Annotated in this window: 9 protein-coding genes; 5 read left to right on the top strand and 4 right to left on the bottom strand. The window is 66.4% G+C overall.

What is annotated here, in order from left to right; all coding sequences use genetic code 11:
* Positions 1-393 precede the first annotated feature (393 nt).
* Entirely contained in the window at positions 394-3,099 is a 2,706-nt protein-coding gene (locus ACODRZ_RS20520) for a TonB-dependent receptor (protein ID WP_488970183.1), read from the top strand.
* On the top strand, positions 3,099-4,055 hold the full coding sequence (locus ACODRZ_RS20525) for a family 43 glycosylhydrolase (protein ID WP_488970182.1): 957 nt from the start codon (positions 3,099-3,101) through the stop codon (positions 4,053-4,055). The genes ACODRZ_RS20520 and ACODRZ_RS20525 overlap by 1 nt, the downstream gene beginning before the upstream one ends.
* Positions 4,056-4,112: 57 nt before the next feature.
* Here the strand turns inward: ACODRZ_RS20525 and ACODRZ_RS20530 are convergent, their stop codons facing one another.
* The 4 genes from ACODRZ_RS20530 to ACODRZ_RS20545 all read right to left on the bottom strand — a co-directional run bounded on the left by ACODRZ_RS20530 (position 4,113) and on the right by ACODRZ_RS20545 (position 9,059).
* On the bottom strand, positions 4,113-5,321 hold the full coding sequence (locus ACODRZ_RS20530; RefSeq protein WP_488970181.1) for an NAD(P)/FAD-dependent oxidoreductase: 1,209 nt from the start codon (positions 5,319-5,321) through the stop codon (positions 4,113-4,115).
* A 147-nt stretch (positions 5,322-5,468) separates the two neighbouring features.
* Complete coding sequence (locus tag ACODRZ_RS20535) at positions 5,469-6,008, bottom strand: RrF2 family transcriptional regulator (RefSeq protein WP_488970180.1); 540 nt, start codon at positions 6,006-6,008, stop codon at positions 5,469-5,471.
* A gap of 141 nt (positions 6,009-6,149) precedes the next feature.
* Complete coding sequence (locus ACODRZ_RS20540; protein ID WP_488970179.1) at positions 6,150-6,566, bottom strand: DoxX family protein; 417 nt, start codon at positions 6,564-6,566, stop codon at positions 6,150-6,152.
* A 219-nt stretch (positions 6,567-6,785) separates the two neighbouring features.
* Positions 6,786-9,059, bottom strand: a complete 2,274-nt coding sequence (locus ACODRZ_RS20545; protein ID WP_488970178.1) for a glycoside hydrolase family 3 N-terminal domain-containing protein — start codon at positions 9,057-9,059, stop codon at positions 6,786-6,788.
* Between the two features lie 211 nt (positions 9,060-9,270).
* On the opposite strand from ACODRZ_RS20545, the gene ACODRZ_RS20550 reads away from it, so the two are divergent.
* The 3 genes from ACODRZ_RS20550 to chrA all read left to right on the top strand — a co-directional run bounded on the left by ACODRZ_RS20550 (position 9,271) and on the right by chrA (position 12,112).
* A complete protein-coding gene (locus tag ACODRZ_RS20550) occupies positions 9,271-9,705 on the top strand; it encodes a hypothetical protein (RefSeq protein ID WP_036527129.1) in 435 nt (144 codons plus the stop codon).
* Between the two features lie 29 nt (positions 9,706-9,734).
* The gene (locus tag ACODRZ_RS20555) at positions 9,735-10,580 is read left to right on the top strand and encodes a ferredoxin--NADP reductase (protein ID WP_008829865.1); all 846 of its coding nucleotides are present in this window, start codon (positions 9,735-9,737) and stop codon (positions 10,578-10,580) included.
* 323 nt (positions 10,581-10,903) lie between these two features.
* Positions 10,904-12,112: a chromate efflux transporter gene (gene chrA, locus ACODRZ_RS20560; protein WP_488970177.1), complete on the top strand. Its 1,209-nt coding sequence runs from the start codon at positions 10,904-10,906 to the stop codon at positions 12,110-12,112.
* The last annotated feature ends 207 nt before the right edge of the window (positions 12,113-12,319 follow it).

The following is a 12,319-nucleotide window of genomic DNA, read 5'->3' on the forward strand; positions in this document are numbered from 1 at the left end:
CCCCAAAAACCCCAGTTTTCCGCGATTTTGCAATCACATAACCACCCTTAACGCCGATCAGGCGGGCGTTGAACAGCTCGAGACGATGAATCTCTCGCGCCCATTCCTACCAGCCAGGCATTCCCGCGCTTGCCGACAACGCCCCCGGGCTTGCGTACATGTCCATAGACGCCCCCTGCCCGGATCGAACGAACGAACGGAGGAGGCGCCTATGCCGAACATGTACCGATCATTTCCATCGCACCTTCAATCACATGGATTGAGCGATAAATCAGATAAATGGAACTTGTAGGAGTTATCAGCTGAGGCTAGACCCGCCTTCACGCGGGGGCGCTACCGGCGGACGGGGCGTCCCCGGATCAAGACGACAACAAACCTTATGGGAGTAGATTTGTGCGACGGCTTTTCACCATCTTCATGGGCTCTGCGTCCGTCATGGCTTTCTCGGCCAATCCCGCAGCGGCGCAGGACGCCGCGCAGCAGGCTCCGGAAACCCGCGAGACACCCGACAACGAGGCAGGCGGCAACGAGATCGTCGTGACCGGCATCCGCGCCAGCCTTTCGCGCGCGGCCGACATCAAGCGCGATGCCGCGCAGGTCGTCGATTCGATCGTGGCGCAGGACATCGGCAAGTTCCCAGACCCTACGACCGCCGCCGCGCTCCAGCGCGTTCCCGGCGTGCAGGTGACCGTCGGTGGCAACAACGAGATCGTCAATCCGCTGATCCGCGGTCTGGGCGACATCCTGACGACGCTCGACGGGCGCGAGATCTTCACCTCCGACAGCCGCGGCTTCGCCTTCCAGGACCTGCCCGCCGAAGCGCTCTCGCGCGTGGACGTGTTCAAGTCCAACACCGCGAACCTCATCGAGGGCGGCGTGGCAGGCACGATCGACCTCAAGCTCAACAAAGCGTTCGACTACAAGGACCCGACGATCGCGATCAGCGGCAAGCTGAACTACGCATCCAACGCCGAGAAGCTGGGGCCGCAGGTCAGCGCGCTGTGGACCGACCGTTGGGACACCGGGATCGGCGAGATCGGCCTGCTGGTGAACGCATCGTGGTACGACATCAAGTTCAACCGTCCGAGCAACTACGTCGCCGAGCGTCGCGCGGGCAACGTGCTGGGCGGTGAAGGCGAAGGCATGGCGGTGCCGATCTCCACCGGCGGCCTCAACGAGTACGGCAGCTATTCGCGCCCGCAGGTCAACGCCTCGCTGCAGTGGCAGGCGGCGCCGAACCTGGAAGTCTACGTCGATGGGCTCTACTCCGCCTATCGCGGCAAGTTCGCGACGGCGTTCTACGAATACCAGCTGTTCAACTCGGACAGCGTCACCGGCGTGACGACCGACGGCAACTGCTTCACCGCCAATCTCGGCGCGGACGGGTTCAACGGCAGCGCATCGCAGCAGGAACTGTGCAACCTGACGGGCGGCACGTTCAACAACGTCAGCGCCTTCACCTCGATGCAGGCGAAGAACCAGAAGACCGACAGCTTCCTCTTCGCGGGCGGCACCAAGTACGATGGCGACCGCCTGAAGCTGAACCTCGACCTCTCGTATCAGAAATCGCTGGTCCGCAACGAGACGTTCATCGTCGATACCGGCAAGAAGGTCGACCAGGTCATCGTCGATTTCGACAACCCGGACAACACCGCCAGCATCGTCTCGCCGGGCAATGCGATGGGCTTTGCCGACGGCTACACTTTCGTGAACGGGCTCTATCAGGAGTACACCCGTTCGAAGGGCGACCTCTTCGCGGTCAAGCTGGACGGATCCTATGAGACCGACACCTTCCTCAAGACCATCGAGTTCGGCGGCCGCTATGCGGATCGCGGCACGCTGTTCCAGCAGGTGCAACTGTCCATTGCGCCTCCGGGCGGTTCGGGCAACACGCCGGTGACGGCGGCGGGCGTGCCGGACGACTTCTTCGTCTGGGCACCGGGGATCCCGCAAATCAACAACGGCGCGCACTTCGCGGTGCCGAACCGCGGCTACCTGCTTTCCGATGAGGGCCAGGAGCGCCTGCGCGCGTTCTTCGGCGCGCCGGATGGCCAGCCGGCGTTCGACCCGACCCGCCGTTTCGAGGCCAACGAGAAGACTTACGCGGCCTATGTCCAGGGCGGTTACGAGATCCCGCTCGGCGCGATGACCCTCGATGGCAAGGTCGGCGTTCGCTATACCCGCACCGATCGCATGATCAGCGGTACCGGCGTGGTCGATGGAACGCCCGTGCTCACAAGGTCCAATACCAGCGACGACGACTGGCTGCCCAACGCCAGCGCCCGCCTGCAGTTCGGCGGTGGCCTGCAGGCCCGCATGACGTATGCCAAGACGATCGCGCGGCCTTCGTTCGGCTCGCTCAACCCGGGGCTGAACTATATCGTCTCGACCAATCCCAACATCCGCAATGGCGGCTCGGGCGGCAACCCCGATCTCAAGCCGCAGATGTCGGACAGCTTCGACGCGACGCTCGAGTACTACTGGAGCTCGGGCTACATCGCGATCGGCGGCTATTACCGCGACATCAAGAACCGCGTGGTCAACGACGTCGCGGCCGAGACCATCGACGGCGTCGTCTACAACATCTCGCGCCCGCGCAACGTCGGGCAGGCGAAGCTCAAGGGCCTGGAAGTCAGTGGCCAGACCTTCTTCGACTTCCTGCCGGGCGATCTTGCGGGCTTCGGCGTGTTCGGCAACTTCACCATCGCCGACAGCGAGATCGGCGGCAACGATCCGCTGGCGGGCTACACCCTGCAGGGCGTGTCGAAGTACAACTTCAACGCCGGGCTCCTCTACGACCGCAACGGCATCTCCGCCCGCGTGGTCTACACCTACCGCTCGAAGTACTTCGACGAGAACCGCACGGGCTCGGGCGACGTGCGGCCGGTGGGCGAGCCGGTCTGGCTGAACTACGTGCGCCCCAACGGCCGCCTCGACTTCAGCCTGGCCTACGACGTGTCGCCCGGCCTTACCTTCACGGTGGACGGGACCAACGTGCTGCGCTCGCGCTATCGCAGCTACATCAACGAGGACTATTTCATCCGCGACACGCGCACGGATGACAGCATCTACTCGGTCGGCTTCAGGGCGCGCTTCTGATGCGGGGCAAGGTGCTTCTCGCGGCGACGGCCGCATTCGGCCTCGGCGCTCCCGTGCTTGCGGACAACCCGCAGTTCGAGGGCGCCGACCCCCATGCCGTGATCATCGGCGACGAGCTATGGGTGTTCCCCACGGGCGGCCCCGGCGGAAGCTGGGCCGCCGACCGCTTCGGCGCGTTCTCGACCACCGACCTCAGGGACTGGAAAAGCCGGGGCACCCTGATCCGGCGCGATGAGATCAGGTGGATCGGCGACGACGGGGCGAAGGAGCATTTCCTGTGGGCGCCCGGCGTCGCGCAGGGCAACGGCAAGTGGTATCTCTACTACTCGGTCGGCCCCCAGAACCCGACGCCCAGCCGCATCGGCGTAGCCGTCGCGAACAAGCCCGAAGGACCATACCGTGACGCGGGCAAGCCGCTGCTGACCGGCGGCAACGGGTTCGAGGCGATCGACCCGATGGTCTTCGTCGATCCGAAATCGAAGAAGCCCTACCTCTATGCCGGTGGCAGTGCGGGCTCGACGCTGCGGGTGTTCGAGCTGAAACGCGACATGACCTCGATCCGCCGCGAGGTGAAGGTGGAGCAGCCGCCCCACTTCACCGAAGGGGCCTTCATGCACGAGCGGGACGGCACTTATTATCTCTCGTACAGCCACGGGAAGTTCAACGGGTCGAGCTATTCGGTGCATTACGCCACCGCGTCCTCGCCGGTGGGGCCGTGGAGCTATCGCGGGACCATCCTGACCAGCGACGCCACGCACCAGGGACCGGGCCACCACAGCTTCGTCCAGCGCAAGGACGGACGGTGGTTCATCGTCTACCACCGCTGGGACCGCTCGGCGGGCGCCGAGCCGTTCCAGGGCGAGCGGGTCGTGGCCCTCGAGGAGATCCACTACAACGCCGACGGCACCATCGCGCCGATCGGCATGACCGATGGGGATGCGACGCCGAAGTGGTGAGCCCTCGGCAATCACACACGACAAAGGCCCGGTCGGAGACGACCGGGCCTTTTCGCGTCAGGGCACGATCACGAAGTCCGGGTTGGAGATCGCGAAGGCCGCCTCCCGATCCGGCGCGGGCGGGTAGATCCACACGCCGTTGATCTCCTGCTTCAGCTGCTTGCCTTCGGCGCGGGTCAGGTGGACCTGCCGGTCCCAGCCTTCCGTATAGAGTGCACCCCATGCGCCGAGATCGAGGCAGGTCACGTACTTGGGCTGGCTGTAGGGGTGAAGGTCCTGCCCCACCAGTTCCGCAGCGGCATTGTGGCCTGCCACCCGGCCGAGGCTGAGTGCGTGCTGGCAGGACATGACCGTGAAGTTGCCGATGTCGTCAGTCGCCGCCTTCACGGTGTCTCCGGTGACGAAGATGCCCTTGGCCTCCGGCGCACGGAGGAAGGCGTCGCCCAGCACCCGGCCGGTGGCGTCCCGCTCTCCTGGCACCTGGTCCGTCAGCGGGTGGGCGCGCATCCCGGCCGACCACACGACGGTCGCCGCATCGATCCGCGATCCATCCGATAGCGTGACGCCGCCTGCGTCCACTGCCGTCACCCGCACGCCGGGGCGCTGCTCGACGCCCAGTTCGTCAAGGGCGCCGCGCACGACCACGGCCGCATCGGCGCCCATCTCGGCGGCGATCTGTTCGGCCGGGTCGACAATGACAACGCGGATCGGCGCATCCTCGCCCAGAATGGTGCGCAGCCGTTCGGGCATCTCCGCCGCACCTTCGAGGCCGGTGAAGCCGCCGCCCACCACGACCGCCGTGCCGCGTGCCTCGTCGGTGCGGGTGGCAAGCTGCCCGAGGTGCGCGTCCAGTCGCTGCGCCGAGTCCAGTTGATCGACATTGAAGGCGTGATCCGCGATGCCCGGGATCGGCGGGGTCGAGAGGCGGCTGCCGGTCGCCAGCACGAAGCGGTCCCAGGGAACTGTCTCTCGCCCGCCGTCGCCGCGCAGGATCGTGGCCTGCTGGGTATCCGCGCCGATCGTCTCGACCAGACCGGCCACGTACCGCGCGCCGACCGCCGCGAGCAGGGCCGAGACGTCGGGGTCCATGTTCTCCAGCACCGCTTCATAAAGGCGCGGACGGATCACCATGGTCGGGCTCGGCGAGACGACGACGACTTCCACGTCCTCCTCCCGCCCTGCAAGCGCAATGGCGCGGGTTGCCGACAGGGCGGCCCAGACTCCGGCGAAACCGGTGCCGGCAATCAGGATGGTCTGCTTGCTCATCGATCTTCTCCTCTTGTGCGCCGGACGCGGTTCATCGTCCCGACAAGCGCGAAATCTGCGAAGGCAGCGCGCAAGTCGGCGCTTTCCCGGTGCGTCCGGCAGGACGCCGAGAAAGGTGTTCAGGAATGCGGGTGAGAAAGGCTCAGGTCATGAAGGACCGTCCCGCCGGGGACGGCCGATGCGCGCGGTGCGGGTGGTCTGACGATCGCCCGCCCAGTCGCGGAAATCGCTGAAGAATGTCTCGGGCGCCTTGCGGCCGAAGCGGCTCGCCACGTCGCCCAGGGTCTGCGCGGCAAGCGCATCGCGCATCGCCTTCTCGGCCTGGAGCATGACGGCGTGGACAGCGCAGGTTCCGGCGGTTGCCCAGCCGGGAGCATTGCCGCCGAACAGGGCGCAGCGGCCGCGCACCTCCTGGCAATCGAACAGCGGCTTGTCGCCTTCGATCGCGTCGATGATCTGGAGGAAGGTGATCTCGCCTGCCGGCCGCGCGAGGCGGTAACCGCCGCGCACGCCTTCGCTGGCAGCGACGATCCCGGCTTTCTCCAGCTTGGGGAAGATCTTCGCGACGAAGCTGGGGGAGATGCCCTGAATCTCGGCGATCTCCCGGCTGCTGAGGGCGCGGCCTTCCTCGACCAGCCAGAGCAGGCCGTGGATTCCATATTCGACGCTGGTGGTGATGTGGGCCATGAACGCGGAGTTACTATGTCTGCGTTAAAGCGTCAAGAATATAACGACGACAGATTTAGTCTGCGTTTATGAGGCGGTCATGCGAAAAGGGGCGAGCCTTTCGGCCCGCCCCTTCCGGTAGCGTAATCAGGGGGTAAGCGTTCAGGCGCGGGCCTTGCCGAAGGCGACGATCTGCAGCAGGCCACCGGCGATCGCGATGTTCTTGAAGAAGTGGATGAACTGGTTCTGGTCGGCCAGGTTGTTGTGGAAGAACACGGCGGTGGCGAGGCTGAACAGCGCGATCACGCTGGCCACGGCACGGACCTTGTAGCCGGAGATCAGCAGCGCGCCGCCGACCAACTCGACGATGATAGCGCCTGCCAATGCCACCGCGGGAAGCGGCAGGCCGACAGAGGCGATGTAGGCCATCGAACCGGCGGGGTCGGCGATCTTGGACAGGCCGCTGAGGATGAAGATCGCGGCGATGAGAACGCGGCCGACGAGCGGCAGCCACGCTTCGAGGGTGTTGGCGCTGGCTGCGGGAGCGGCGGGGGTCGTGTCGATGGTGGTGACGGTCATGGCGGAACTCCTGAGTGATCGGGGGCAATCGGGTGACGACGGGCGTGTCGTCCTGACGCCCTCCAGATGCGCCCGATCAGGGTTCCGAAATAGTGGGATTAAACGCTATGATATGTTCGAATTATGCGAACATCAGCCGGATAAGCTAGCCGCCGAGCGGCAAGGCATCTCCATCAAATCGTCATTGCTCGCAATGACGAATGTACTTTGGGTCGCGGGTCAGGCGCTTGCCGGGGGTGCCGCGTAGAGCGTGATCTGCGTGTGCAGACCGTCCTCGGAGGACTGGCCCACCCAGACGTCGAACGCGCCCGGCTCCGCCAGCCGCCGGTTGCCCGCGCCGACGAATTCGAGGTCGGTGCGCGACAGGGTGAAGCGCACGGTGCGGCTTTCGCCCGGCTCCAGCGTCACGCGCTCCATCTTCTTGAACTCGCGGATCGGGCGGGTGCGGGAGGCCACGCGGTCGCGGGTGTAGAGCTGCACGATCTCGCTGCCGCGCCGCTTGCCGCTGTTGGTCAGGCGCGCGGTGATCGTAACGCTGCTGTCCCAGCGCAGAGCCGGGTCGGACACCTGCAGCTTGTCCAGCGTGAAGCGGGTGTAGCTCAGGCCATGGCCGAAGGGGTAGCGGGCGCTGTTGTCGGTGGTGGCGTAGCGGGCCTTGTACTCGGTGCTCCCGTTGGGGACGGTCGGGCGGCCGGTGGACTTGCGATCGTAGAAGAACGGCTCCTGCCCCGACTCCCAGGGGAAGCTGACCGGCAGCTTGCCCGAGGGATCGACCTTGCCGAACACCACGTCGGCGATCGCATTGCCCGCCTCGGAGCCGAGGAACCACGTCGCCAGCACGGCATTGGCGTTCGCCACCCCGTCATGGATCGCCAGCGCACGGCCGTGACGAAGCAGCACGACGGTCGGCTTCTTCACCGCCGCCACCGCATCGGCGAGCGCCTGCTGGGCGGGCGGGATCTCGATCACGGTGCGCGACTGCGCCTCGCCCGACATGTCCTGCGATTCCCCGAGCGCGAGGATCACCACGTCGGCCGCCTTCGCCGCCTTGACCGCCGCCTCGATCCCGCCGTCGGTGGGGCCGTGAATCGCGCAGCCGGGCACGACGGTCAGCTGGTCCGGATCGTCCATCGCCGCGCGCAGCCCGCTGGCCACGTCCACGCCCTTGTCGGGATCGCCGTAGAAAGCCCAGGGGCCGTAGAGGTTCGCCTTGTCATCGCCGAACGGACCAATCAGCGCGATCTTCTGCTTCCTGCCCTTGTCGAGCGGCAGCACCCCGTCGTTCTGCAGCAGTACGATGGAGCGCGCGCCCGCCTCACGCGCGAGTTCGCGGTGAACGGGCGCGCCGATGCGTGATTTCTCCGCCGCCTCGTCGAGCGAGCGCCAGGGGTTGTCGAACAGGCCCATCGCCATCTTGACGTAGAGGATGCGCCGCACCGCCACGTCCACAGTACCCATAGGCACCGCGCCGCTCTTCACGAGGTCAGCAAGGTAGCGGATGTAGAGGCCGCTCTGCATCGACATGTCGACACCCGCCAGCACTGCCAGCCGCGCGGCGTCGCGGTCGTCCTCGGCGTAACCGTGGGCGACCAGTTCCTCATCGGCGGTGTAGTCCGAGAAGACGAAGCCGGTGAAGCCCATCTCGCCGCGCAGGATATCGGTGAGCAGGGTGCGGTCGGCGGTCGCGGGCACGCCGTTGATCTCGCTGAAGGCCGCCATCGTCGTCAGCGCGCCCGCCGCGAAGGCGGAGCCGAAAGGTGGCAGGTGCGTCTCGCGCAGCGTCTCGTCGCTGATATCGACGCTGCCGTACTCCAGTCCGCCCGCCACTGCGCCGTAGGCGGCGAAGTGCTTGGGGCAGGCGAGCAACGAGTCGTCGCGCCGCAAGTCGCGCCCCTGGAATCCGCGCACCCGCGCGGCGGAGAGCAGCGCGGTCAGCGTCACGTCTTCTCCGGAGCCCTCGACCACGCGGCCCCAGCGCTGGTCACGCGCGACATCGGCCATCGGCGCGAAAGTCAGGTGCAGGCCCGCCGCCGTCGCCTCCAGCGCCATGGCGCGCGCGGTGCGCTGCGCCAGCACCGGATCGAAGCTGGACGCCTCTGCCAGCGGCACCGGGAAGATCGTCTTGAGCCCATGGATCACGTCGCCCGCCAGCAGCAGCGGAATGCCGAGGCGACTGTCGTTGACCGCGATCTCCTGCGCCTTGCGCGCGCCCGCCACGCCGATACCGTTGAACAGGCAGCCGACGCGGCCCTTGCGGATTTCGTCCGAGAGCTTCTTCACGTCCTGGATACCCGCCGCCGGATTGGGCGGGTTGAAGGGACGGAAGGCGTCGGCAAGGCAGGTCATCTGCCCGGCCTTCTCCTCGATCGTCATCTTCTTGATGAGATCGTCCACCCGCGTCACCTCTTCGGCGGCGAGAGCCCTGAACGAGAAGCCCGATGCGATGGCGCTGGCGATGATACCGGAAAGAACGGTGCGGCGGTCTGGGTTCATGAACTCTTGGCTGTTGGTGCGTCGACTTGCCCCCGTCAAACCGCGGTAGGGCATTTTGTTGCATTGCGGCAAGAGGCGCCACTCACCCCTCGCTTCGGGTCACCCTGCCCCCGCGCCACCTCGTCGTACGGCGACACCGGGTTGACGCATCGCGCCGCGCGATGCACAAGATATGCGAATAATTCGCAATAGCATATTTTGAGGCACGCGCATGTACGACTTCCTAGACCGGCCGGTCACCGAACTCGACAACGACGGTCGGTTCCTGCTCTGGGCCATGCGCGGATGGGCGCATTCGGCATCCAAGGGCAATTGCCCGGCGCAGTCGCTGGCGCGCGCCTTTGCCGGATACAACGCCGCAGCCGTCCTGCCGGACTTCCACATGGCGATGGCGCTCGTCAGCCGCCGGGCATCCGAAAGGATCATGGTCGCGCCGATGGGCTGCCACCGCATCTGCGAACATGAGGCGTTGCTCCTTGCACTTTGGCGCGATGTCGGTATAGGCCGCCGCGAAAACGTGCGCGCGACTCTCGCGCATGTCGTGCCATGCGACACGGTCGCCGCGGTCGCCCAGGCCATGAGCCGCGCAAGCGCCGCGATGACCATCGCCGGCTTCGGCATTGCACTGATAAACCCGCCCGCGTGACCCATTCGATGAACCAAGGACTGACGTTGATGAACGATAGCAAGGCAGAAGCCGCCACCCTGGACAATTCGGCGGCTCCTGCGACCGTTCTGGAACCCACTGGTGCGCTGACCGTGGAAACGGTGCTTTCGGTCCATCACTGGAACGAGCACCTCTTCAGCTTCAAGATCACGCGCCCGGCCTCGTTCCGCTTCCGCTCGGGCGAATTCATCATGATCGGCCTGCAGGGCGACAACGGAAAGCCGCTGCTGCGCGCCTATTCGATCGCCAGCCCCTCGTGGGCCGAGGAGATCGAGTTCCTCTCGATCAAGGTCGAGGACGGCCCGCTGACCTCCAAGCTGCAGCTGATCCAGCCGGGCGACCAGATCTACCTCGGCCGCAAGCCGGTGGGCACGCTCGTCACCGACGCGCTGACGCCGGGCAAGCGCCTGTTCCTGTTCGGCTCGGGCACCGGCCTCGCGCCGTTCCTCTCGCTGATCCGCGATCCGGACGTCTACGAGATGTTCGAGCAGGTCGTGATCGTCCACTCGGTCCGCCGCGTCGCCGACCTCGCCTTCCGCCAGGAGCTGGAGAGCCAGCTGGCCGGCGACCCGCTGGTCGAGGACCAGGCGCTGGTGCAGCTGACCTACGTGCCGACCGTCACGCGGGAAGAATTCCACACCACCGGCCGCATCAACGTGCTGATCGAGAACGGCCGCCTGTTCGAGGGTCTGAAGGGCGAGGCCCGCATGGACCCGGCGACCGACCGCGTGATGCTGTGCGGCTCGATGGCGATGAACAAGGACATCGCCGCGATGCTCGAAGGTCTGGGCTTCGTCGAAGGATCGAACAACAAGCCCGCCGACTTCGTGATCGAGCGCGCGTTCGTCGGCTGATCGGCGGCTACCGTGATGCGAGAGCGGCCTGCCCGAAAGGGCGGGCCGTTTTCGTTTCGAACATCCTCCCTGTTGCGAAGCAATGGGGCGGGGGACCGCCGCCGCAGGCGGTGGTGGAGGGGAGAAGGTCCCCTCCGTCAGTCGCTGCGCGACTGCCACCTCCCCATCGCTGCGCGACAGGGAGGATGCGTCTTCATCGTTCGCCTTGACTTCCCCCCACCATTGCGCTGAAATCCCACCAACGGGCACGCGCGGACGCCCGTTCAGACGGCAACGTCCAAGTCCGCTCCATCAGCCGTACCTGCGGCCTGCGGAGCACTTGCATGACGACCGAAACCGCCTCCATCACCATCGCACCGCCCACCCTCTCGCTGACCGCGCTGTTCCTCAAGTTCCTGCGGTTCGGCGCGCTCGCCTTCGGCGGCCCGGTCGCGCAGATCGCCATGTTGCGTCAGGCGCTGGTCGAGGAAGAGCGCTGGATCGACAAGGGCCGCTTCAATCGCCTTCTCGCGGTGCTGCAGGTGCTGCCGGGACCGGAAGCGCATGAGCTGTGCGTCCACCTCGGCATGATCGCACGCGGACGGATAGGCGGGTTCCTGGCCGGGCTCGGCTTCATGCTGCCGGGGCTGGTGCTGATGCTCGCCGCAGGCTGGGCCTATGTCACGTGGGTGGCCGGCGACCTGACGCTGGCAGGTGCCCTGCTGGGCGTGCAGATCGCCGTGCTGGCCATCATCCTGCGCGCCGTGGTGCGGATCGGGCAGCACATCGTCGAAGATGCGCTCCTCGCCGTGATCGCGGCCGCAAGCCTTGTCCTGACGCTGGTGGGGGTGCCGTTCTGGATCCTGCTTGCGGCGGGCGGGTTCGCCTACGCCCTGTCGCATCGCCCGCTGGTCGCCGCCGTAATCCTTGCGGCGGTGCTGGGAGTGGCGACGGCGATCCAGCTGCTCGCCGCGCCCGGCGGCAGCCTGCAGGCCCTGCCGGGTAGTCCGGGCGCCCAGATCTCGACATTCGCGCTGTTCGTGGCGGGGCTCAAGGGCGGGCTGCTGACCTTCGGCGGGGCCTATACCGCCATTCCCTATGTCCGCTCGGATACGGTGGGGCGCGGCTGGATCGGGGACGGCGCGTTCCTCGACGGTATCGCGCTTGCAGGCGTCCTGCCCGCCCCGCTGGTGATCTTCGTGACGTTCGTGGGCTACGTGACCGGCGGCCTGAGCGGAGCGCTCGCCATCACCGCCGGCATGTTCCTGCCTGCCTTCGCCTTCTCGCTGGTGCTGTTCGAGCGGCTGGAGGCGATCGTCGAGAACCCCGCGCTGCACCGCGTGCTGGAAGGCGTTGCCGCCGCCGTCGTGGGCATCATCGCCGCGACCTTCCTGCACCTCGCTTATGCGACCGGGCTCAGGGTATCGGTTCCGGCGGGGGGTATCGCGATTTTCGCCGTCGCGCTGGCAGTAGCGTGGAGGATCAGGGGCGCCTGGGTGACGCCCGCGCTGGTCGCAAGCGGGGCCGCCGCGGGCTGGATGGTCTTCGCGTAGCAGGGAGCGCGCTTTCCTACAGGGATGCCGCCGCGATACCCTGCGGGCATGGCCGGACCATTTCCTGACCCACCGCTCAAGGCATCCCGACGACGGGACAAGGTGACACGTTCACATCGCAAGGTGACACCGGCACGCTGCAAGGTGACACTTTTCGCGGGTAAGGTGACACTCTCCATTGGTAAGGTGACACCTTTTCCTCCTGGA

Source organism: Novosphingobium sp. FG90 (assembly GCF_057808725.1).